21 protein-coding genes are annotated in these 24,534 nt (G+C 40.7%); 20 read left to right on the top strand and 1 reads right to left on the bottom strand.

Annotated elements, in window-relative coordinates:
- Positions 1-49 precede the first annotated feature (49 nt).
- From DFR58_RS18265 to DFR58_RS18255, 3 genes are all read left to right on the top strand, one after another.
- Complete coding sequence (locus DFR58_RS18265) at positions 50-1,762, top strand: cache domain-containing sensor histidine kinase (protein WP_207659277.1); 1,713 nt, start codon at positions 50-52, stop codon at positions 1,760-1,762.
- A 290-nt stretch (positions 1,763-2,052) separates the two neighbouring features.
- The gene (locus DFR58_RS18260; protein ID WP_114299370.1) at positions 2,053-3,234 is read left to right on the top strand and encodes a mandelate racemase/muconate lactonizing enzyme family protein; all 1,182 of its coding nucleotides are present in this window, start codon (positions 2,053-2,055) and stop codon (positions 3,232-3,234) included.
- A 555-nt stretch (positions 3,235-3,789) separates the two neighbouring features.
- Entirely contained in the window at positions 3,790-4,563 is a 774-nt protein-coding gene (locus DFR58_RS18255; RefSeq protein ID WP_114299369.1) for a FadR/GntR family transcriptional regulator, read from the top strand.
- A 274-nt stretch (positions 4,564-4,837) separates the two neighbouring features.
- Here the strand turns inward: DFR58_RS18255 and DFR58_RS18250 are convergent, their stop codons facing one another.
- Positions 4,838-5,701, bottom strand: coding sequence for a hypothetical protein (locus DFR58_RS18250; RefSeq protein WP_114299367.1), 864 nt, complete (start codon positions 5,699-5,701; stop codon positions 4,838-4,840).
- A 397-nt stretch (positions 5,702-6,098) separates the two neighbouring features.
- Between DFR58_RS18250 and DFR58_RS18245 the strand changes: the two genes are divergently transcribed.
- From DFR58_RS18245 to DFR58_RS18160, 17 genes are all read left to right on the top strand, one after another.
- Positions 6,099-7,235, top strand: a complete 1,137-nt coding sequence (locus DFR58_RS18245) for an AI-2E family transporter (protein ID WP_114299365.1) — start codon at positions 6,099-6,101, stop codon at positions 7,233-7,235.
- A 334-nt stretch (positions 7,236-7,569) separates the two neighbouring features.
- On the top strand, positions 7,570-9,147 hold the full coding sequence (locus DFR58_RS18240; RefSeq protein ID WP_114299363.1) for a class I SAM-dependent methyltransferase: 1,578 nt from the start codon (positions 7,570-7,572) through the stop codon (positions 9,145-9,147).
- Positions 9,148-9,221: 74 nt separating this feature from the next.
- Positions 9,222-9,929: an AzlC family ABC transporter permease gene (locus DFR58_RS18235; RefSeq protein ID WP_114299361.1), complete on the top strand. Its 708-nt coding sequence runs from the start codon at positions 9,222-9,224 to the stop codon at positions 9,927-9,929.
- 3 nt (positions 9,930-9,932) lie between these two features.
- Complete coding sequence (locus tag DFR58_RS18230; protein ID WP_114299359.1) at positions 9,933-10,241, top strand: AzlD domain-containing protein; 309 nt, start codon at positions 9,933-9,935, stop codon at positions 10,239-10,241.
- A 445-nt stretch (positions 10,242-10,686) separates the two neighbouring features.
- Complete coding sequence (locus DFR58_RS18225) at positions 10,687-14,694, top strand: chitobiase/beta-hexosaminidase C-terminal domain-containing protein (protein WP_170138220.1); 4,008 nt, start codon at positions 10,687-10,689, stop codon at positions 14,692-14,694.
- Positions 14,695-14,947: 253 nt separating this feature from the next.
- Entirely contained in the window at positions 14,948-15,130 is a 183-nt protein-coding gene (locus DFR58_RS18220; RefSeq protein WP_114299355.1) for a ribbon-helix-helix domain-containing protein, read from the top strand.
- Positions 15,131-15,271: 141 nt separating this feature from the next.
- Entirely contained in the window at positions 15,272-15,556 is a 285-nt protein-coding gene (locus tag DFR58_RS18215; protein ID WP_114299353.1) for a hypothetical protein, read from the top strand.
- A gap of 281 nt (positions 15,557-15,837) precedes the next feature.
- On the top strand, positions 15,838-16,377 hold the full coding sequence (locus DFR58_RS18205) for a Uma2 family endonuclease (protein WP_114299349.1): 540 nt from the start codon (positions 15,838-15,840) through the stop codon (positions 16,375-16,377).
- A 244-nt stretch (positions 16,378-16,621) separates the two neighbouring features.
- A complete protein-coding gene (locus DFR58_RS18200; RefSeq protein ID WP_114299347.1) occupies positions 16,622-16,978 on the top strand; it encodes a zinc-ribbon domain-containing protein in 357 nt (118 codons plus the stop codon).
- 125 nt (positions 16,979-17,103) lie between these two features.
- Complete coding sequence (gene cobT / locus DFR58_RS18195) at positions 17,104-18,159, top strand: nicotinate-nucleotide--dimethylbenzimidazole phosphoribosyltransferase (RefSeq protein WP_114299345.1); 1,056 nt, start codon at positions 17,104-17,106, stop codon at positions 18,157-18,159.
- Positions 18,160-18,255: 96 nt separating this feature from the next.
- A complete protein-coding gene (locus DFR58_RS18190) occupies positions 18,256-18,774 on the top strand; it encodes an Rpo12/RPC10 RNA polymerase subunit family protein (RefSeq protein WP_114299343.1) in 519 nt (172 codons plus the stop codon).
- An 8-nt stretch (positions 18,775-18,782) separates the two neighbouring features.
- Positions 18,783-19,457 carry a DUF2085 domain-containing protein gene (locus DFR58_RS18185; RefSeq protein ID WP_114299341.1) on the top strand — a complete coding sequence of 225 codons (675 nt, stop codon included), beginning with the start codon at positions 18,783-18,785 and terminating at the stop codon, positions 19,455-19,457.
- Between the two features lie 62 nt (positions 19,458-19,519).
- A complete protein-coding gene (locus DFR58_RS18180) occupies positions 19,520-20,098 on the top strand; it encodes a 5-formyltetrahydrofolate cyclo-ligase (protein WP_114299339.1) in 579 nt (192 codons plus the stop codon).
- Positions 20,099-20,155: 57 nt separating this feature from the next.
- Complete coding sequence (locus tag DFR58_RS18175; protein ID WP_114299337.1) at positions 20,156-21,091, top strand: CPBP family intramembrane glutamic endopeptidase; 936 nt, start codon at positions 20,156-20,158, stop codon at positions 21,089-21,091.
- A gap of 301 nt (positions 21,092-21,392) precedes the next feature.
- Positions 21,393-22,553, top strand: coding sequence for an RNA polymerase factor sigma-54 (rpoN, locus tag DFR58_RS18170; RefSeq protein ID WP_114299335.1), 1,161 nt, complete (start codon positions 21,393-21,395; stop codon positions 22,551-22,553).
- 239 nt (positions 22,554-22,792) lie between these two features.
- Positions 22,793-24,073: an aconitase X gene (locus DFR58_RS18165; protein ID WP_114299333.1), complete on the top strand. Its 1,281-nt coding sequence runs from the start codon at positions 22,793-22,795 to the stop codon at positions 24,071-24,073.
- Between the two features lie 13 nt (positions 24,074-24,086).
- Positions 24,087-24,533, top strand: a complete 447-nt coding sequence (locus DFR58_RS18160; RefSeq protein WP_114299316.1) for an aconitase X swivel domain-containing protein — start codon at positions 24,087-24,089, stop codon at positions 24,531-24,533.
- Position 24,534 lies beyond the last annotated feature (1 nt).

The following is a 24,534-nucleotide window of genomic DNA, read 5'->3' as shown; positions in this document are numbered from 1 at the left end:
TATTAATAGAATATTTAGGAAGAGCATTAGCGGTAAGTTTGTTATTAGCATGACGACCCTGGTTGTGCTGTCTGTATTTCTTGTAGGATACGGATCTTTTCAGGTTGCGGGGGATGTTGTTGAAAGAGAAACCCGCAATTATGTAGAAGATATTCTTCTGCAGACAGGAAAGAATATTGAAATGAGTCTTAAGAACATATCTGATATTGTGTTCTATCTTCAGATAAATTCAGTACTACAGACCTCCATTACTCATGCTAAAGACAATGAAGAAGGCCTGAAAGAGATTCAAACCAGAGAAAACATCCAGAATACCATTTATCACTCTGTTCTCTACAATGATGAGATTGAGGCAGTGGAGCTGATTTCTGATTCTGGTAAGGTATTTGAGATAAATAAAACCTTGGAGGAGCACTTCCTGAACCGAACAGGCAAAAAGGAAATATACGAAGCTAAGGGCAGCAAACTCTGGGTGGCTACCGATCCTGAAACGAGGACCTTTGCAATATCTGCGGCAGTAAACAGCCTGAGAACCCAGAAGCCTTTGGGTTATATCAACTTCTATGTCAAGGAAAGCTATATCAACAATATTTTTTCTCAAATGGAGTTTTTAAATTCAGGGGAAATGTTCATAATGAACCGAGATGGGATAATAATTTCCCATAACGATAAATCTTTGTTGAATACGAAGATAAAACAGGAATACACCAAAGAAATATTCAATGGTAATAATAGAGGTTTTTTTTCCCGTAAGATTAACAATGAGGAAAGCTATGTGGCTTATCTGTATTTGGAGGAGCAATCCTGGTATATTGTTTCCATAATTCCGGCTATTAAATACAGCCAGACACTGTTGCTAGTGAGGTTTGCTATTATAATCATAGGTCTTTGCGTAGTCATTATAGCGATTTTTGCAGCTATTTTTATAACCAATAGGATATCAAGACCTATAAAAAAGCTTAAAGTGGCCATGAAGCAGTTTGGGGAAGGAGACATGTCTGTAAACTGCAGTGTCGAATCACAGGATGAAATAGGGCAGCTCAGTAGGGATTTTAATAAAATGGTTCAAAATATCAATGAGCTTATCCGGAGAGTATATGATGAAACGCTTTTAAAGCAGCAGGCAGAGCTTAAGTCTCTGCGTATGCAGATTAACCCTCATTTTTTTTATAATACACTGGAAACAATCAACTGGATGGCAAGAATAAATGGCGTGACAGAAATAGGGGTAGTGGCTAAGGCAATGGGAGAGCTTATGCGACTAACGATAGGAGGTTCCGATTTTATTAAAATTTGTGATGAGCTTAAGTCGGTAAGCAATTACATCAGTATACAGAAGTATCGGTATGATGATAAATTATCAGTTTCTATGGATATTGATGAAGAGCTCTATGAACTCTATATTCCCAAGCTTATACTTCAACCAATAATAGAAAATTCAATAGTGCATGGTATTTTAAATAAAGCCAGCGGCGGACATATTGAGATTCGTGGAAGCTTAATAAGCGACATAGTTGAGTTCACAGTCAGTGACGATGGTGCCGGAATTCATCCGGATCGTATGAAAGAAATTCTTGAAAATAATTTTGCTACTCTTGAAGATGAGCATACGCATGTGGGTGTAAATAATGTGGACAGACGACTAAAAATATATTATGGAGAGAAGTATGGAGTTCAAATAGAAAGTAAGTTAGGCATAGGAACAAAGGTAACCATTCGTTTTCCAGGCCTGAAATTTTCACCTGATGATAACACGAGATAATTATACTGACTGATAGTGCAGGTTTTGCACGTAAAATTTAAGACTTGAATTACTAGGCTTTTACACAAAAGACACAGTGGTATCTTCTGCAGATGTCGTAAAAAACTATACGTTTACTGACAATAAATAATTATAATAATAATAGTTAATTGACAAGATATTAGAGTTAAGTTATAATTTAGTTAGCGAACAACTCGATAACGATTAAACGATGCAATGTTTTATTTGTGCATAAAAATTAATCGTTAACGTTATTACATCTTTATAAAATTAGAAGGGAAGAATTTATTATGAAAATTACAAAAATTGATGTTATGTTGTTGGAAGGGGAGGGTAATCCATCATGGCGTCCTATTGTCTGCCGTATCTATACCGATGAGGGTATCTATGGGGATGGTGAGGCCGCCATCGCGTATGCTGTGGGCGCGCCTGCGGCTTACGGAATGATTAAAGACTTGGGCAAAATGATTATAGGTATGGATCCGCTGGATAATGAGGTTATCTGGGACATTATGTACCGAAATACATTCTGGGGTCAAAACGGGGGGGCAATAGTTTTCTCTGGCATCAGTGCTTTGGATATTGCACTTTGGGATATCAAAGCCAAATATTTTGGAGTTCCGCTATATAAGCTGCTTGGCGGTAAAAAACGAGATAAACTTCGTACTTACGCCAGCCAATTGCAGTTCGGCTGGAGCGATCACTATGAAATAGCTGCAAAAACCGAGGATTATGTGGCTAATGCTAAAAAAGCTGTTTCGGAAGGATACGATTCCATCAAAATTGATTTCTTTATGTTTAACAAGGAGGGAGAACGGTTCCAGAATGATTTGGAGTCGGTAACACTATTAAAGCCCTATTATGTTAACCTGATTGAAGAGCGCCTTTCTGCTGTGCGAGAGGCAATTGGCCCAAATGTAGATATTATCATGGAAAATCACTCTTTTCTTGATACCAACTCTGCCGTTCAGCTCGGGTTGATGGCGCAGAAGTATAAAATTTTCTTTTTTGAAGAGCCAAATACTCCTACCCCTAAAACCACTAAATTCATTTGTGATAAGCTGCAGATGCCTATTGCTCACGGTGAACGCATATATTCCCGCTGGGAGTTTGCGCCCTATTTTGAAAACCAGTCGGTTCAGCTCATTCAGCCCGACATCGGGAACTGCGGCGGCGTGACTGAGGCTAAAAAGATTTGTGATATGGCGCATGTTTATGATGTAGCGGTTCAGGCACATGTTTGTGCAAGCCCAATTTCTACTGCCGTGGCATTGCATCTGGAAGCAGTTATCCCAAACTTTTGCATCCATGAGCACCATGTGTTCAATCTGCACCAGTATAATAAGAATTTTGGGAAATATGACTTGCAGCCGGTGAATGGTTATTTCGATGTACCTGAGACGCCAGGAATCGGAAATGAGCTTTCTGACCTCTGCTTTGAGCAATATATTGAAAAAACGACCATTAAGTAGAGATATTACGTAAGTGACACATAAATGCTGCTATATTGCTGCACAACAGCATAACTCATGCCATTTGATTATCACTAAGTTTTTATTAATACCAACTAGCTCAGGTATTGGGGAGCTTTCGCAAGGTCGAGATAAACATAACGGTTCAGCGCGGCATTGAGCTTTGCTGAACTGTTTTGTTATAACTAAAATTTCTGTTAATACAAAATATAACAATACTGATGAAGTAGACAGAATTAAGGGGGGTGACAAATAATACTTGGTTTCGTATAATAAAAAAGGATATACGTTATTTTTCTGTAGGTAAATAGATATTTTTCAGTACTATTATGTATGAGAGACTTTACCACAGGGCTTAATAAGATATTGAGCAAACAAGCAAGGATATTTATTGATATACAGAAACTTAAATCGTGAGAATAAATGTAATCTTATAGATTAATACTCTGAACTCTGAGTAAACTTTTCGCTGAGAGAAGTGATAAGATTTGGTAACTACAGTAGATGAATTCAATGTTTGTCTGCAATTATATTGTGCTAGGTGGTAAATGCAAAATGGAAGATAAAAAAATTAAGCGGTTGGTAGGAAAACCGAAAATAAGCAGGGTCTCAGTTGTTGATCAAATATGTTCACTTGTCAAGAAGGATATAGCTGACGGTGTATGGAATCCAGGAGACAAGCTGCCCACGGAAGCGGAGTTTTCAGAAATATTCGGGGTTAATCGCCTGAGTGTGCGAATGGCCTTGCAAAAGCTTAGCACACTGGGTATTATTGAAACACGTGTGGGGGAAGGCTCTTTTGTTCGACCTTTTTCTCTGCGACCATTTTTAAGTGAGATTGCTGTTTTTTATGATGACGATACCAAATATAATGAGGTACAGCAGCTTAGAAATCTTCTGGAAGGCGAATGTATGAATCTTGCGATACTATACGCATCACAGGAAGAAAAAGACGAACTGAAAGTGGCACTTGAGCAGTACCATGATATTTTTAAAGAGTATAATAAGGATATAGATAATGAGGAACGCCTTGAGAGATTGGTAGATGCAGATTTTGCATTTCATTATCATGTAGTAAAAATGAGCCATAATAAATTGTATAATGATATTTATTATATAGTACACCAGCTTATTCGCCGGCATATTACTAAACTGCTCAGCACTCGAGCACATCGCATGAGAGATGCAGGAATAGAAGCAGGTATCTTGGATGATACGCATGATCGAATTTATCAAGGGATTATTACTGCGGATCGTGAAATCGTGAGAAAAGCGAGAGAAGAAGTACTGGGAATAGTTCCCATTCACGGTGTAGATGTTTTTGACTAGAAGCTGGAACATGATAAAAGTGGGGCAAGGACTGCAGCATGAACGAAAAAATTACTGCAGCCCTTGTATGTATGCCTAAGTCATGTAAAGGAGTAATTAGCTTTTAAGAAAAGGCAAATTCATCTTTTAAGCCAGTAGACCCATGGGAGAAAAAATGTGGCGGGTTCAAGGCAGATAATATGTTAAAGCCCCGATTTATAGGTTTTTTGTATGGCTGCCTGATGGGCTTTGTCAACTTTATTTGTTACATGTGTTCTGCTTTTATAAAATAAGTTTACTTATTTATTATTAGCCGATTATAGATCTCTTCCATCTTGCTATCAGAAATCGGAAGGCCATGCAGCGTACCATTTGTAATCGTATTAATATGAATTTTTCCATTAACAGAAAATTCCACAAAAGGCCTGACTAAATATAAATCATATCTGTCTGCAACCGTAGTTTCCATTTTAACATCAAGTACTTCTTCTGGTTTTACTACTAATCCCTCTATTTTATCAAAGCTTCCTCCTGAAGTTTTAATTTGCAACAAATTGCTGACTCCAATATTATTTTCTTCCACAAAGCTAATTTTGTTTAATGTAATTGTATCATTGGAAGAATTCTTAAAATCAAAAGTCGTGTGCGAATCTGGCGATAAATAAGTTTCCTGATTAGCAACTTTTAAAACCTCTATATCATTGTTTAGCCCTAATATGGTGTTATCTTGAAAATAGTATTCTTTTTTATTTCCATTTTTAAATATTACCCTTATTCCTTTTAGTCTTGCTATGCCCTCATTTCCGATCTTTATGTCTAAGCCTATATTACTCAATTCATATTTTTTATAAGTGGTTCCATCATTTAACTGCCAATTAGTAAGAGAAAGGCCGCCTTCTTCAATTATTTGAACAGCAGATATATCATTTTTTAAATTATAGCCATCGTGAATCAAAAATGGATACGGTACATTTATTACATCATTTTTGTATCCACATAAAGATACTAATGTATTAAGAAAGTATAATTCTTTGTCGGTAACTTTATTTGATTTATAAGTCTGATATGCAACACTGCCAATTAGAATAATTACTATAAAAAATAAAATTAAATATCTGTATTTTCTGAACATAATTATAAAACGTTTAAGTTTATTCATTAACATCAATCTCCTTTATTTTTAATGCCTCAGCCAAAGCCTGTTTAAATTATATTTCATATATTTCCACATATCAATAGATTATCCTTGGTCGGTGTGTTTCCCTTGGAAATTACTCGCTTTTTTGAGGAGTGTCCCCGTCTGGTTCGAGCTGGCTGCCCTTTGCTGAATTTGACATTATGACTATCATATGATATAGTATCTTACAATTTATGAAGGAGGTTTTTCGATAATTATGGAAGATAACGAAGACAGCAGTGCGCCTCCTCGACGATGCAAAATAGATAAGACAGTTATGTAGACGAACACAAGCCGAGCTTTTTATATCGGTCTGTGTTTTTTTGCATTTTTTACTTTAGCTTTTGAATAATAATAAATAAGATTAGGAGGACTTATTATGGAAAATAAGCTGTGGGAAAAACGAGTTATAAAAGGAGTACTGCTGGTAACGGCACTGATTCTTTTAATTGTTTATTTCGGTCAGGCCATGCAGGCATTAAGGAGCCTGTGGGGTATCGTATCCCCGCTTTTTCTGGGCTTCATCATTGCATATATCATTAACATTCCAATGAAATTTCTTGAAAAACACTTTTTCCCGAATACAAAAAAGAAGTGGATTAATAAAATTCGCAAGCCGATATGCCTGCTTTTATCCTTTATACTGATTATTCTGGCAATTGCGGCAGTGATAGACCTTGTGCTACCAAAGGTGATTGATACTCTCAGAACTCTGGCCGCAACACTCCCAGACTATTTTGAACAGATAAAGCAATGGGTGGATTCACGCGAGGATCAGTGGCCGACAGTTGCGGACTGGCTGAATAAAAGCAATTTCAATTGGGACAGTATTTTAAGCAGCACCATGGTATACGCTACGAAGGGCATCAATGGTATTGTCGGTTCGTCCTTAAGCTTGATTACAATGCTGACCTCCGGCATCTTTAACCTGCTTATTACATTAGCTTTTTCGGTATATTTGCTTTTGGGGAAGGAAAAGCTGCTTAAGCAGGCAAACAGGCTTCAATCGGCATTTATAAAGAAAGAGATCTCCATGAAGCTCAATACCATGCTGTCTGTTGCCAATGAAAGCTTTTCAAGCTTTATTGTGGGACAGTTCACTGAGGCTTTAGTGCTGGGTACCCTGTGCATACTTGGTATGTGGATTTTTGGGCTTCCATATGCCACATCGGTGGGTGTTTTTGTGGGAGTGACATCGCTGATCCCGATTTTAGGGGCATATCTTGGTGCGGCAGTCGGAGTGCTGTTGATTTTACCGATAGACCCTGTAAAAGCTCTCCTGTTTATTGTGTTCATCAGTGTGCTTCAGCAATTAGAGGGGAATCTTATCTACCCCAAGGTGGTGGGAACATCCATCGGACTTCCCGGTGTATGGGTATTTGCCGCCGTTGTCATAGGCGGCGGGTTTTATGGCATAGTGGGAATGCTGTTTGGTGTGCCGGTTGCGGCAACTGCTTACAAGCTGCTTCGCATGGCCACGGATAACAGGATGAGAGATAAATCAAACGCTTCTTAATGTCCTCCGTTTGGCACAGAAAAGAGATAAAACAAGCCTCTGGCCTTTGAAACTAAAGGGTTAGCGGGCTTTTGTTTTTATGATAAAATCATAACGCAAAATCATAAAAGTTAAGCTTTAAAAAATAATTTTTCCCTCATGTAAATCTGCGTGAAATTCAAATGCTGAAATCTTTTATTTACAAGACTTTAACGGCACATTTCAAACAAGCTTGCTGTTAGACTAGCGAATTTTGCTTGACATATATATGCATATTGACAAAATTAAGAATTAAATGGTATTATTTTTATAAGTTTTCAAATAATACAATAAGAAATATATATTAAGAGGTAGCATGATGGCTATAAATTATGTTGATTCCATTAATAAATTAGAGGATATGACTAATGTAGTAAGCCTAGATGAAAAAGATGCATCACATGTTGAATTCATAATTGAGCAGTCATGGATTCAAGTAGCAAATGGATCGCTGGCAGAGAGGATTAATTTTTCGCATAAGTATTGGACTACTCACAAAATCAAAGAGTTCATTTTAGCATGTAGAGATAATGTTATTTATAATAGTTTATTTAGATGGAATATTATTGATTTTGTTATAAAAGAGAATAGGGTTGTTTCGATGATTTCCTTTTCTAAAGAATACGGACATTCAACCATGAAAAGAGGAGGACTGAATCAACAGGAAGAAAATGAATTTATTAATGAATATACTGAAGAGTCAATGTTTAAAAGATCATTATTATTGTATAGGATGATTCAGTCAATAAGCGATGAAAAATTGTCGGACAATTTTATTATGTTTTTGAAAGAATTGGCAAACGGAGATGCACTAATTACAAGTACCTTAGCTTCTGAGTTACTGTGCCGAAATGCAAATGTAACGGTTCCTAAAAAAATTGTGGTGTCGGGCCATGAGAAAATTGAAGAAAGCAGAAAGAGTGATAATAAAGCCTTAAAAAACATAAAAATGATGTTTGAAGATAGGATTGATGTTTACTCGTATAATTTCTTTGAAATAGTCCATCCTGCGTATGCTAGGCAATGCGTGGCTTTAGCTTACTACCTTAACAAGTATATTGGTGCTGAAGCCGGAGACGAAATACGATGTATTGATGTTGGTACAGGACCGGGGATTCCCTTGATTATGATGCTTGAGATGCTCCCTAATCTTAAAGTTCAAGCTATTGAGCCGAGTGAAGCAGCGTTTGAATATCTACGGGAGAACATAAAAGGAGATAGACGGGTTAATTGTGAAAAAATAGATTTTCTGGAGATGCAGGTGGAGAATAGGGTTCCTGTAATTATGTCTACTGGAGCATCACATCATTTTAATACATATTTCTTTTTTCAAAAATGTTGGAATGTGTTAGAGCAAAATGGGATACTACTTGTTGCAGATGAGTTTATTTCTCCTTTTAAAGATTGCAATGATAGAAAGAATAATTTAATTTTGCACCATCTTTCATATTTACTCCCTATACTATTTGAAGCTACTGAAAGAACAACGGTGGCTCTATTATCTGATGAAAAATTATTAATCGAATGGTTTAGAAATTATATACCAATTGCCATATTTTATGCTTATACTAAACAAGTTGACAAATCATCCTATATTTGTAGGAATCTGTTGAAACTGGCGCATAGCTTGTCCTTGCCTTCTCAAGTATCAGATCCGTTAGTTGCATTCTATCGGTTGCAGCTTTTAGAACTGGAGGCTTTAGTTGCGGGACTTGATTATGAGGTAGAGCAAAAAACATACCCTGAGAGATTTTGTAAAATGGCTAAATCTGCGGGATTTTCTATGATAGATCATTCCCGCGTTTATAATACTATCGGTGAAGATCAATTTGACGCAGGCACACATGTATTCGTTTTTAAAAAGAATGATATATTTGGGGAATCAGAGCTATAAAAATTATAGTATTATCATACCGGGATTACATATCTGGGATGTACTAATTATATAATAAAGCAGAAAGGTATGTTATGAAATTAGCAGAGAATTTAAAAGAAAATTTCACAACGGGTATTATGGCTTCAATTCCTATTGCTATAGGGTACATACCAATATCGGTAACATTTGGGATAGTTTCTTCACAATCAGGAATTTCTCTGCTTCAAGCAGCGTTTATGTCGTTTATGGTCTTTGCAGGTGCCAGCCAATTTATGGCCGTTAATATGATATCAGGGGGAAGCGGATGGGCTGAAGTTGTATTGGCGACTTTAGTCCTCAACTTTCGCCATTTGATTATGAGTACATCACTTATGAATAATCTTAGAGATGTCCCGGCTAAATGGAAATCATTATTATGCTTTGGAATTACCGATGAAACATTTTCTCTCATGTATATGGAGCAGGAACAGAAGCCCTGGCTTAAAAGCAGTCCGGATTTTGCGGCAGGCGTAATTTTTACGGCATATGCTTCATGGGTCGCAGGTACAATATTAGGAGGAGCTTTTGCAGATATCATTCCTGCATCAATTAGTGCAAGCATGTCTATTTCCCTCTATTCAATGTTTATAGGCCTTTTGGTGCCGGCCATCCATAAGACACCGAGAGTAGTAATAATTGTTGCAAGCAGTATGATCATCAACGCCATCCTTGGGCAATTCATTAGCGGAGGATGGGCTATTGTGCTTGCTACTCTTTTAGGAGGGCTGATAGGAGCAGCTTTTGAAAGGGGGGGAGAGTAAAGGGTGAGCATATTTCTTATAATATTAGGAATGGCTATTGTCACATACATTCCGAGATTTTTACCTGTTCTAATTGTAGACCGCTTGAAATTTCCGGGATGGGTAAACAGGTGGTTAAAGAGCATACCGTATGCTGCCTTGGGAGCGCTTATTTTTCCAGGCATTCTTTCTGTTGACGGGAAGTCTCCCCTAGTAGGACTAATGGGTGGGATAGCTGCGGTAATTCTTTCATATCTTCGTATTCACATTATATTTGTTATTTCAGGGTCCATACTGGTGGTTATTCTGGTAAAGCTTTTAACAGGGCTATGATTTCTGATTTCTTAGAGGAACAGCCATGACTTTTCCGACACAGGACAATGCATGAAAGCAATTGGTAGGGAACGCCCCCCGTGGCGTTCCTCCCCCCGTGGCGTTCCTCCCCCCGTGGCGTTCCGCTCCCGTGGCGTTCCCGCTTTATTTTCACATTAATGTCCCAAAAAATAACTTATCAGCTACTCCTCTTTACTTGAAACGCGGTATACCATGATATGTAAGGCGTATCAATATATTTGGACAAGCATGTGTTTGAGGAATTAGCACATGCCGCCGCACAATATAAGGCCTTATAGTTTATAATAAAACAACACTAACCAGTCACATTATTTGACAATAATGTGACTGGTTAGTATAATATTTATTTAGTTGTTTTACTATTTTTCAACTTTAAAACTAAAATAGTTAAAAATACAAACAAAATATGATAGGGGGTTATGGGATGAAGAAAAAAAACATGAGGCTTTTTGGCACTTCCTTATTCACGTTTCTATTCGTAATTGCGAGTCTGGCAGGCACGGCTGCTTATGCAGCGCCGGGCGACGGCGGTGGTGCGCAGCAGTACCGCACGGGTGTGAAGCCTTATACTGCCGAGGATATTGAGTGGATGAAGGAGCACATGGAGAAGACCGAAAAGGTTCTTCCAAACAAAATTGGACTTAAGAGGGCAAATGAGGTACGCAGGCAGAAGGGGTTGAAGGAGATTTCTGAGAAAGCGGCCGTCGGCATTGGGGATGAGGTGATTACGGATAGGACGGCACCGGAATTCGGGAGCAGAATGTTTTCTGCTGATTCGTCAGTTGCCGAATTAAGCCAATCTGACCTTAAGTCCCATGTGGACAACAGCACCGAACTCCCGTATTTTCCTCCAATCAGAGACCAGCAGAGTTTGGGCTCTTGTACAGCATTTGCAATCACGTATTATCAGGCGACACATATGAACGCCATGGCCAGAGGATGGAATACCAAAAATAATAGTGATAACTCAAACAAGTTCTCACCGAGATGGTCGTACAATTTTTTGAATGCAGGTCTAAACTTAGCAATAAACGATATAGAAGCGTATAAGCTTTTTCTTGAGCAGGGTGTGGCTGTATGGGATGATTTACCATATGTAGGCAATCCGTCAAATCTTCAAAATTACAGGGAATGGACCTCAGACCCTGAGGTATGGAGAAACGCATTGAATTATAAGGCTGATAAGGTTGGATATGTAGAGGTGGCAGATGGGACCGACACTCCTGTGGAATATGAAAAGGATGACAGTCTGACAGACATAAAGAGACTTTTGTCCAATGGCTATGTACTATGTATTTTAAGCGATATTTTCAATTGGAAGTATAAACCTGTCTTAAATAATGATTTGTCGGGTTTAGATGATGGGGCTGTGGGAGAAGCCGCTTGCTATATGGTCGATACCAGGAGTTATGATACCTGGCATGAAATGACGGTAGTGGGGTACAACGACGATATATGGGTTGATATAAACGGTAATGGATCTATGGACACGGGAGAAAAGGGTGCATTTAAAATAGCCAACTCATGGGGAACTGATTGGAAGGTTAAAGTATTCTCTGGACAATCTGTGAATACAGGCGGGTATGTATGGTTCTGCTATGATGCTTTAAACCTGAAATCTGCAGTTGCTTCCGCACCTGCTGCAGAAGGGAGAAGGATTAAAGGATGGGGTGGAAATCATGCAACCTGGGTTACATTTAAGGAATCCAATACACCTGCATTATTGGCCCAGATTACAGTTAACCATTCAAAAAGGAATCAACTGGAATGTGAAATAGGATATTCGGAGGTGAATGAGTCAGCTTCCACTAGTACCTATAAGTCAATGCTTTTAAATGGAAATAGTGGAGACTGCTCGTTTGACGGAGTGAATCAAAGCAGTGACGGGACGATGGTATTTGACTATACAAGCCTTATTGACGGAAAGGATTTAAGTCTTACGACAAAAAAATGGTATGTGACAATCAGGGATGTTAACCAAGATGGAAATAAAGGCACAGTAAAAAGCTTTAAACTGATAGAACCCTCTACAGGAACCGAAACCGAATATCCCATAACCACCTACCCAGAAGTGGACGGAAGCTCTGTTACCATGAGCATCCAGTACCAGATTGGCTCACAGCCTGATTCGGAGACCCAGTGGATTTACAGGGAGGATATAAGCTATAACATAAATTACATAGGACATGAAATTGTAAGCATGGGCGGAAAACTCTACATTATAGGAGAAAATGGCGATGATTCCGCTAAGAACATGCTGTTGGAGTATGACCCCGCACAGGGTACGTGCTCTCTTATTGACGATAACTTTCCCAGGATAGGTGAGATGTCAAAGATTGCAGGATATAACGGCAAAATGTATGTCCTTGAAGCGCAGAGCCCCACCTCTCACTATTTTGAGACAGATCAGCTCAAAATATATGATATCGCTTCCAAAAGCTATACTTCAGAGGATTTGCCCGGAACGCTGATAAGAACATCCTCCTTAGTGGAATGCGGAGGTAAAATTTATGTTGTTCAAGATTATACCTTCTCAGCAACTGGCGACTGGATTCAAAGCCGACATTTGCTGGAGTATGACCCTTCAGCAGGTATATTTGCGACAAAAGCAGGAATGCAAAACTTACGGGTTAATCCTGACCTTGTGGCCGTAGATGGCCAGATTTACGTATTTAGCGGTGAACAACCTGGTACTGGAGGTTGTGTGGAGGCTGTTGAAAAGTATGACCCAGCAAACGATATATGGTCAGTGATAGATACAATGCCCGAATACATCATAGAGAAAACCAATACTGCTTCTAATTATAGAGCTGTAAGTATATATGGGAAAATATATTTATTTATAGACTTATATGTAGATCTTGTATATGAGTATGACCCTGCAAGCCATATATGGACAGAAAAAGGCTTCATTCCGGTTACTGTAGGTGATTTTGGTGTTCAGCAGGCTAATGGCAAAATATATGTTATACCTGAAAACACGCATAATATATTGGAATTCAATCCTGTGGCGATACAATCACCAATGGTGCCAATACCTTACATGAGTCCGGCAGGCGGAACATATTCTGTGCCTCAGACTATTACAATAAGCACTTCCGACAGTGAGGCCACAATAAGGTACACCACAGATGGGACAACGCCTACGGACAGTTCTCCTGTATATACAGAACAGATAGCCGTGCAGGAAAATATGACAATCAAGGCTGTGGCAACGAAGAATGGCATGACCGATTCATATGTCACGACTGCAGAATATGTAATAGCACCGCAGGTGCAGGGGCCCGTATTTGATATAGCAGGGGGGACATACAAGTATGCGCAGAGGGTATCGTTAACTTGTGCAACGCCGGGAGCGGAAATAAGGTATACAACAGACGGAACGGCACCTAAATCATGGTCTACCCTGTATACAGAACCTATAACGGTATCCGGAAACAGGATGGTCAGAGCTATTGCGATGAAGCAGGGTATGCCAGACTCGCAAATTTCAAGTGCTTCCTACAGCACACATTCCCTGATAGGAGATGTTGACGGGGACGGTGGGGTTAATGCCTCGGATTTAGCAGCCATAACACAATACGTTGCAGGGACCTTGAACGACTTCCCTGTTGAGGATGACCTCTGGGCGGGAGATGTGAACGGCGATGGAGCAATAACCGCCGCGGACAGGGAACTGGTAAGACAATTCGTTATGGGGACCATACCGTACTTCCCAAAGCAAAAGCTTCCGGTACCTGTCTTCAGCCTTGAGGAAGGGACATATGCGGGTGCGCGGACGCTTACCATAAATTGTCCTGAGGATGAGGCGATTATCAGGTATACTACAGACGGATCCGCACCTGACTCAAGCTCTCCGGTATATAACGGGCCTGTAAATGTATCTGAAAGCATGACAGTAAAGGCGATAGCTACATTACCTCTGTTTGTTGACTCGGATGCTGTGAGTGCTTCATATATTATAGCACCAAAAGGGGATGCGCCCACCTTCAGTCCTGAGGGAGGAGCGTATACGTCAATCCAGACCGTTAGCATAAGCACGGCCACTGAAGGAGCGGAAATCAGGTATACTACCGACGGGTCAACCCCAACACAGAATTCATCGCTGTATAGCGGGCCGATAACCCTAAATGCTTCAAAGACCATAAAGGCAATAGCTTTAAAGAGCGGCTCGGAGGATTCGGACGAGGCAAGTGCGGAATATGCATTATCCTTCAGGATAGGAGATGTGAACGGAGACGGAAATATCGATCAGTTGGATTATGATTGCCTGCGTGATTATATAACCGAAGCAATATCAGCTTTTCCTGTTGAGGATGAGCTGTGGGTGGGAGATGTGAACGGGGATGCGGCAATAAACGCATTGGATCTGGCATTGATGAGGCTGTATCTGAACGGTCAGATACAGTATTTCCCGAAGGAGCAGCAGTGATAACGCGGATCTACTGAGATATTCATTTTAAGGATGCATAAAATAAATGATGCCGGAGATTTTACTCCGGCATCATTTTAGTATATAATTATCTGATAGATACAACCAACACAAGTGTTTGAATGTCCCCGTGTCATGGTGTGAATAGCTCTAAATGGAGTTCTTTTTTATTTTTAAAGAATTAAGATAATATTGACTTTTTGTCGGCTAAATAGTATTATAGTTTTGAGCCGACAGAAAGTGAGGTGAGCGAATGTCGGACAAAAAGATGGGTCGTCCTCCATCTGATAATCCATTATCTGAAAGAATATATTTACGGGTAGATAAAGAAACGAAAGAAGTTTTAGATGCTTGTGTAAAAAAGATGAATGCTACCCGCTCGGAAGTTGTAAGAAAAGGGATTTATTTAGTGCAGGATGATCTCAACAAAAAATAAAGGAAGAGGCGACCTCTCGCAAAGTTACCGCCACTTCCCCAAACCGACATATGCCCGAAGGCAAATGCAGCGTAAATATTATACCATGCGCCGCAGACCCTTTCAAGCAATGTCGATAATGTTAAAGAAAGGAAGCGTGTTATGGTTATACGTCAACTGAAAGCACACCAATACGAGCAACTTCATAAATTCTTAGTGAAAAGGGCACACATAGGGCTTTTAGAAGCGAGCTACACTGCAAGCATGATTATCAACGGTAAAGAGTACGCGGTAAAGATACAGCCGGAAAGACATAACAAAATGGCAGTTTTACAGGTTGTCAGAATTGAGCGTGGAGAATATGGTGTTAAATTTGAATTGATTACAAAAAGCAATCTGCTGTCCTCATTTCTTGAGATTCTGATTTCTCAAGCTCTGGTTTCTTAAACCTTGATTTAGCAGGAAGTGAGCTGACGAATATAAATCGCCTATCTTAAGATAGGCGATTTATTACGTTTGACGGCAAACATCAGGGAGGCTATTCTGCCGCAGGATATCAGGATTGCAGCCGGAGGGATACATTTTTTCAAAGGAGTGTCCCCTAAAAATCCGCTCCCCTCTTTTGAAAAGAGAGGGGCCGGGGGTGAGTTTAAGGAATGTCCCCGTTTGATGCAACCGCTTTTGTGCTATAATAGGAATGAAGGAAAGATACGGAGGTGGATGTGATTATGCCCGATTTGAATTATTATGAAGGCAATATGACTGTAGAATGGGTAAATGGCATAAAGTATATGAGCCCGTCGCCGCACCCTAATCATGGAAGGGTTTACTCAAAAATATTCAATACAATTTTCAGTTATTTAGAAGGTAAAAGCTGTGAAGTATTTCCCGACAAAACAGACTTGTCCTTGTCCGACCCAAAAAGCCCCATCAACATAGTCGATATTAAACAGCCTATTGTTCCTGACTTGTTTGTTGTATGTGATAAAAAATACGAGCTGGTGGGAAATAATATTGTGGCAATTCCTGATTTTATATGCGAAATAGTCAGCCCATCTTCGATAAAAATGGATAACGTAATAAAAAAGGAATTATATCTGTCAAAGGGTGTCAGGGAATACTGGATAGTAAACTATTATGATAAGACTATTACAGTTTGTTTTGATGGCAAGGAGAGTATTTTCTCCTTTCAGGATGAAGTAAGGGTAAGCATATTTGGTGATCTGGCTGTTTGCTTAAAGGATATAAGGCTGTTTGATGAGAATTAAGAGGGTCCGAAGGGTGAGTTTTAAAAATATATTTTAAATGTTAATCATATGATATAATATAATAAATATCATTTAAGCACTTTATTGAGTTAATTAATACTCAAATTAAAAAAATTAAAAATTATATTAAAAATATTAATAAACATGTTGATTTTTTTAATGAAGTAGTATATTATATAATAAAGATGAATAAAGATTTATAAATAAAACAAATGTATTATAAGAAATGATGGGAGGATTGCATATGTCAGTTTTTGAAAGTATAACAAGGAAGGTATCCGATACAGCCAAGGCCGCTGCAAAAAAGTCAGGTGAGCTGGTTGAAGTGACTAAGCTGAATATGAACATAAGCGCGGAGGAAGACAAAATAAGAAAGGCCTATGCGGATATAGGCAAAATGGTATATAACACTTATTCCAAGGTAGGAGAGGTTGGAGAAGAGTATAAAGGCCTTTGCGAAGCAATAAAGGGATATGAAGAGGTTATAGCCGAAACCAGACAAAAAATACTCGATCTTAAAAATCTCAAGGTATGTACAGGCTGCGGAGCAGATTTGGAGCAGGACATATTATTTTGCCCCAAGTGCGGCGCAAAGCAGTAAAATAACGTAAAAAAGCCGGAAAAGAATATCCGGCTTTTTTTGTGCGCGCAGCGCAAAAGGAAAGTAATAGCGAATTGGGCTTCACTGCTTCGCTAAATTAACATTATTACAGTTGGAGGAATATTATGCTGCTTCAAAAGGCATTGGATTCTATAGAGGGGCTATATGAGGATATGATGCTGAAGGCACAGCTCAGGCTGGACAGCCTTACAAAACCTCTGGGCAGTCTGGGGAGGCTTGAGGATATTGTAAAGCAATTGGCCGGGATAACGGGAGAGCTGTACCCTTCTGTCAACAGCAAAGCGGTTGTTGTTATGTGTGCCGATAACGGCGTGGTTGAGGAGGGCGTGGCACAAACCTCTAAAAGTGTGACGGCGGCGGTTACACGGAATTTTACAAAGGGCTTTACCGCTATTAATGTTCTGGCAAGGCATTCAAACGCCGAGCTGGTTATAGTGGATATAGGCGTGGATGATGATTTAAGCTTAGACGGAATACTTGACAGGAAGATAAGGAGGGGAACGCGGAATATTGCAAAAGGCCCTGCAATGACAAGGCAGGAGGCTGTGGATGCGATTGAAGCGGGAATCGGTGTGGTTGGCGAGCTGCATGGCAAGGGAATTAAGCTGCTGGGCACCGGTGAGATGGGAATAGGGAATACCACCACAAGCAGTGCCGTCGCTTCGGTTCTGACGGGAAGCAGTGTGGATAAAATGGTGGGGCGCGGAGCGGGGCTTTCTGATGAGGGACTGATAAATAAGATTAGGGTTGTTGAGCAGGCCATAAAGCTAAACAGGCCAGACCCCGATGACCCCTTGGAGGTGCTTTCAAAGCTTGGAGGATTAGATATTGCAGGACTGGTAGGCTGCTACATAGGAGCGGCTGCCGTAAGAATTCCCATACTGGTTGACGGCTTTATCTCGTCTGCCGCGGCACTTATAGCGGTAAAAATAAAGCCTGAGATAAGAAGCTTTATTTTGCCCTCCCATGGTTCCGCTGAACCGGGGAGCAGGGCTGTCATGGACGCCCTCGGCATGGAGCCGCTGATGAGCCTTGGGATGAGGCTCGGAGAGGGTACGGGAGCGGCGCTTGCGTTTCACATAGTGGACGCTGCCGTTGCCGCCTACAGGGAGATGGGAACCTTTGATGACGCAAATATACATAAATATACACCGTTATAAACGTTTTATTTGACATAGTGCTACCAAACCTTTAAAATTAGCTTATAAAATATTTGCACGAATATAACGTGAGTGCTTATTTCGGGGGGAGACGGCTTGGAAACTACGGAGGACGTATCAACAAAAAAGTGCTCTTTTTGCAAAGAGACGGTAAAAATGGATTGGAACCGCTGCCCTTACTGCGGTAGTCTTCTAAATACTGAAGAGGCAAGAATGCAGCAGCATACCGAAGATGATCCCGGCTTGGAGGAACCTCAAGAGACGGTGGAGCGTCAGCCGGAAGAAATCAGAGAGCCCCAAGCGGCACAGGACAATGCCGTCTGCTTTAGTTCCCAACCCTTTAATACGCCCCGAGGAGGCTTCAATGGATATATTGAGAGCCCATTGAGCAATGGCATGAAGGTTTTCCTAACCGTATTGACCTCCGTTGTGCCGGGTATAGGGCAGATAACGGGGCTCATAGTGGCTATTGTGTTCATGAACAGTGACGGGGCTAAGCACGGTGAGGATAAAAGATCCTTTGGACTGGCGTTGCTTATAGCTTCTCTTGTTATGTTTATATTATCCTGCATAACCTGCTTCATATTGGCTCTTGCATTTTCTGATTCTGTCTAGGGGCGGATATGGACATAATTGAAGGCTTTTTCAGAATTATAGGGTCGTTAATATGCCACCAGCTTCCTTCCCGCACAATATATTTGCAGGGCTGTCAGTTGCCCATGTGTGCCAGGGATACAGGAATTTACATCGGAATATTCATATCTCTGGCATACTCCTTTTGTACCGGAAAATTCAAATCGGACAGGCCGCCGCATGTTTTTACTTCTGTAATTTTGTGTCTAATAATGCTTCCTATGATGGCCGACGGGGTGACCTCGTATATGGGTATCAGGAGCACCACCAATGAAATAAGGCTGTTTACCGGCATTTTCTTTGGAATACCCATACCGTTTTTACTTATACCTGCGGCCAATTTCAGAGTTGAGGGCTCAAATAAAAGCCCCTCACTAAGGAATAATAGAGAGCTGCTGCTTCCTTTGCTTATGGGGCTTTTGTGCGGGGTGCTTATTGCGAAAACCGGGCTTGTGCCGTGGATTGTGGTTTCTTCGGCAACAAGCATTGCGTTTGTTTTTTTAATCTGGCGCATAGTATTCACAATAGCCGTAAGGGCAAAGGTGGTAAGCAAAGGCGCAGGGGCGTTGGTGGCTGTGTCGGGAATAACGCTTGGTGTTCTTGGGATATTATTTTTAATATCGCACTTTGTTTTGCAGCCTTTAAAGCATTTGCTTATAAAATAACTTGCTGTGCAGGTTATAAAAAATGCTTATAAAAATATATTTATGGGGTAAGGAATTAAAAAGTGGAATATAGTAAGGAGCACATTAGAAAAACTGCATTAAAGCTGAGGCAGAGCCTGACGCGTGAGCAGGTAAGCCTTAAAAGTGAAGCCATTTTAAACAGGCTTGCCGGCCTTGAGGAGTATAAGAAAAGCAGCCTTGTGATGCTTTATGCCGATTTTAGGAATGAGGTCGCAACCGGGGACATGATCAGGATGTGTATAGAGGACGGCAAAAGGACGATATTACCGTATATAGTCCGCACGGATGAAGGGGGAAGGGCTATGTACGCTTCGCAGATAGCCTCACTGGAAGAGCTTTGTCCCGGCGCTTATGGAATATATGAGCCTAAGGAGTCCGCAAGAATTGCTGTAAGCCCCTTAAGCCTTGATATGGTGATAGTTCCCGGGGTGGCTTTTGACGAGAGGAGAAACAGGCTGGGGTACGGAGCAGGGTTTTATGACTGCTTTCTGGCACAGACAAGGGGAGGCTGCTGTAAGGCGGCATTGGCGTTTGAGGTGCAGATTTTCCCCAGTATACCAAAGGGTGTGCATGACGTATGCATGGACATGGTTGTCACTGAGGACAGAGTTATAACTTAGAGAGGCCTGATTGGGGATGCTTTAACATCATACCTTTTTTAGGAAACGGAGAGGGTAATGCAAAAAAGGATTACGGTAACGGGGGCAAACAAGGTCTACTTTGCAGTGGTTTCATTATTTCTGATTTTTTCTGTTTTAGTAGAGCTGCTGTCCTCTTGGATGCAAATTGACATTTCTAAGGACTATTTTTATGTGGTGACATTATTTTCCCAATTTGGGCTTATTATGGTGCCGGTGCTTATATATGCCGGTGCCATGAGGCTGAATTTCAGAGAGATCTTCAGAATCAACAGGTTAAAGCCCCTGCCGGCATTGCTTATTATTGCCATAGCCTTGCCTGCCATTTATGCTTTAAGTACATTTAATTCCATAATGCTGTTTTTTCTTCAGCTTTTAGGGCCTATACCGACTCCGCCGATACCGATTTCCGATACACCGGGGGAGCTTTTGGCGGGCTTGCTTACCATAGGCATTTGCCCCTCCATTTGTGAGGAGCTGCTTCACAGAGGGCTGCTTTTAAGTGCGTATGAGAAAAGGGGAACAACAAAGGCCATTGCAATCAGCGCAATTATGTTCGGGATTTTTCATTTTGATATTTCAAATTTGCTGGGTCCCATATTTATGGGCCTTCTTATAGGCTATTACGTTATAAGAACCAATTCCATTTTCGCCGGGATGCTGGCGCATTTTGCAAACAATGCTGTTGTGGAGTTGCTGCACTATGGCTCCGATATAGAGGAGGGAGCCGGCACATCTTTGAGCGTCAATGAATTGGGATGGATACTTTTTTTCGGGGGCGTAGCAATGGTCATAATTTTTATGCTGCTTAAGGTGTTTAAAAGAGTGACCCGAGATACCTGCCGGGCAGCTCCGGCAATAAGTACAATAAGGGCGGATGCCGCTTCGGTACTGTCTCACTGGCCGATAATCGCTTCTTTAGCACTGTATGCCTTTATTACTTTTCTTTTTATTCTCTCTATTGCAATTATATAGGACGCGATAAAGATTTTACAAACATGGAGGATACAATTGCTTACAGAAATTTTTAATAGCAACGAAAAGACGCCTTGCGGGGAAATGTCTCACGGGTATGTCATCAGGCGCTTTTCTTAGATGTATTCCTTACAGGTCAAAAAAATTTCTTCCATCAAATTATATCCTCCATGTAAAATCTTTATCGCTATGTGTATAATTAAAAATAATTCTTTAATTTGCTATAACCTGTCTGTATGACTATCTTCCGCGCATAAGTTATATAATATATTATATAACTTATGCGCGAGAGGTGGACGCATTGAATTTGTATTTTGACTTTAATTTGGCACAGTCTCCTAAAATCCTGATGACTCCTCAGCTAAGGCAGGCTTTGGAAATACTTAAAATGAATTCGCAGGAATTGTTTGAGTATGTGGAGGAACAGCTTGAAGTAAATCCTGCGCTGGAAATGCAGGAGGATGAAAATTGTATGGGTGATGAGGAGTGCGGCTATAGTGACGGAAGAGGCTGGTGGATTGACAGCGGTGTTTCCTGCACCGGTACACAGGCACCTGCATGTGAAGAATCCGAGGACTCCGGCAGTCCCAACGAAACGGACAAAAATGTAAGGATGTCTCTGAAAGAGCATTTGCTTTTTCAGCTTCATACCTCAAGCTTAAATGAGGTTCAGATTTGTATAGGAGAATACTTAATTGACAATATTGACCAAAATGGATATCTTATGATAAGTGTTTCTGAGGTAGCGGAGTTTTTTAATGTGAACTCAGCTAAAATAAAAAAGGTTCTGGAATATATACAGACCTTTGACCCGCCCGGAATATGTGCCAGAAGCCTGAAGGAATGCCTTCTGATACAGCTTGCACAGATGGAAAACAAGGATGAAAATATAAAAAGGATAGTTGACAAGCACTTAGATGATCTGGCCGACGAAAGAATTGATGTCGTTGCCAAGGCCACGGGCCTCAGCGGAGCTCAGGTGGAGGCCGTTTACAGGTTTATAAAAACCCTTGAGCCCAAGCCGGGGAGGGAATACGAAAGCGGCTCGGATGTTAAATATATTATCCCCGATATAAGTATAAGGCAGCTAAAAAGCGGAGCCGAAGTAATAGTAAATGATGAAGCGTTTCCGGCTTTGGGTATAAACCAGTACTATAAAAAGATTTTGTCCGCCGAAATAAGCAATGATGCAAAAAAATTCATAATGAACAGGATGGATAGCGCCTCGTGGATTATAAAGTGCATTGAGCATAGAAAGAATACTATAGTTGAAATAGCCCGCCATATTGTAAAAAGTCAGGAGGATTTTCTGAAAAAAGGGCGCAAGTATATAAAGACTGTGGATAACGCAAAAATATCCGGGGAGATAGGCATTCATGAATCAATGCTTAAAGAGGTGGCAACAGGAAAATATATGCAATGTGTTTGGGGCATTTTTGAACTGAAGTGTTTTTTTAAGTAATATGAATGACGGAGCGGCCCGCTCCGTCATTTGCCTTTTTTAAGCAATTTGCTTTAATAAAATACATTATTTTTTATATAAAGAATAAAGACTACAAAATTGGTATTGAATTACTTTAAAAAATAATGTAAAATTTTAGATAGAATATAATATTTATGTATATAAACAATGAGCTTTACAACCACCCTTGATATTAAAAATCTGAAATAAATTTAATTTATATAAAAGGGGACAAACAGATGGTGGACTACAAAATGGAGCTTACGGATGAGGAAAGAGCATTATTGAAGGGCGAAAAGGGACAAGCGCTTAGAAAGGCTATGGAATCGGTTGTTGTTTATGGAGAGGCATTTGGGGCCAAAAGGCTTTTGCCTGTAAATGGGCCTGTGCATGTGGTAACCTCCTTCGGGATTCCTATTTTAGAGCCTGTGTTTGACATGATGGATGAGCTTATAGCGGAAGGGCTTGCCGCAAAGCAGCCTTTTACTGTGAATCCCAGGCCTATTGATTATGCCAATGTCAGGTGCGGTATTTTGCAGAAGCTTGCTTTCAAGGTCATGTACGGAAGACAGAAGGAATATGAAAAACAGCTTGAGAGGGTGGGGCTTAAAAGCAATAAGTCATTCACCTGCACATGCTACCTTCCCGAAGTGGGAAATACTCCCCAAAAGGGAGATGTTTTAGCTTGGGCGGAGTCCTCTGCCGTTGTTTATGCCAATTCCGTTATCGGGGCAAGAACCAACCGGAATTCGGGGGTTATTGAGCTGTTGTCAGGGATAATAGGAAGGACTCCTGAGTTTGGGCTGCTTACCGATGAGGGCAGAAGGGCGAAATGGCTTATTGAGGTGAAAACGCAAAGCCTCCCAAATCCCCAAGTGCTTGGGGGTGCGATAGGAATGGCGGTAATGGAGGATGTACCGTATATTACCGGGCTTGACAGCTTTTTGGGAGAGGGTATGAATGAGGATACGCAAGGCTATTTAAAGGATATGGGAGCCGCAAGCGCGTCCAACGGTGCGGTAGGGCTATACCATGTGGACAAAATAACCCCCGAGGCAGCGGAGCAGGGAAGAAGTCTTCTGGCAGAGGGATATAAGACCTATGTTGTGGATGATTCCGCACTGGAGAGGGTATTGAACAGCTACCCTGTTATGTGGAAAAATGAAAACGCAAGGCCCAAGCTTTGCTTTATAGGCTGCCCTCATCTGTCGTTAAGCCAGATATACGGATGGACGGATAAGCTTTGCCGTTGTGTTGAAGGGAAGGGAAAAAGGAAATTAAGCGTAAGGACTGTACTCAGTGCTGCCCCGGAGGTTATTGAGAAATTCAAAGGGGACGGCCCGTACTATAAAAGGCTTGCTTCGACAGGGGCCAGCCTCACTTCTATTTGTCCTCTTATGTATATGAATAATCCCTTGTGTTCAAAGCAGGCGGTTATTACCAACTCAAACAAGCTGAGGACATATACAACCGCCAGATTTTTTACCGATGAAAAGATATTGCAGATTATAACTGCTTAAAGGGGGATTCTCTATGGAAAGGATTTTTAAAGGAAGGCCTGTACTGGCTGGGAATACGCAAGGAGAATCGGTCGTCAGCCGTCAGGGCCTTAATATTTTAGCTACCTTTCAAAAAAGCGCGCTGAAAAAGGCGAGGGTTGTAGTGTGCTCTGATCAAAATAACAAGGATTTATTTAATAAAACATTAACCGATAAGATTATCTGTCTGCCTAAAACAATTGGATCTACTACGGGGGGGATGGTGCTTGAGGCTATTGCAAAGCTTGGAATAGGTCCTAAGGCAATGCTGTTTTCAGAGCATATTGATTCTTTGGCCGCTGCCGGTGTTATTCTCGCCGACGTATGGCTGTCACGGAGAATTATAACTGTTGACACACTGGGAGATGAATTTCTTGAATATGTAAAGGACGGGCAGCATATCGGGATTTGTGAGGACGGAACCATTAGCGTAAGCCCATAAG

This window comes from Anaerobacterium chartisolvens, from assembly GCF_003337415.1.
Taxonomy (GTDB): domain Bacteria; phylum Bacillota; class Clostridia; order Acetivibrionales; family DSM-27016; genus Anaerobacterium; species Anaerobacterium chartisolvens.
Note: the sequence above shows the minus strand (reverse complement) of the source record. Positions and strands in the feature narration are given on the sequence as shown.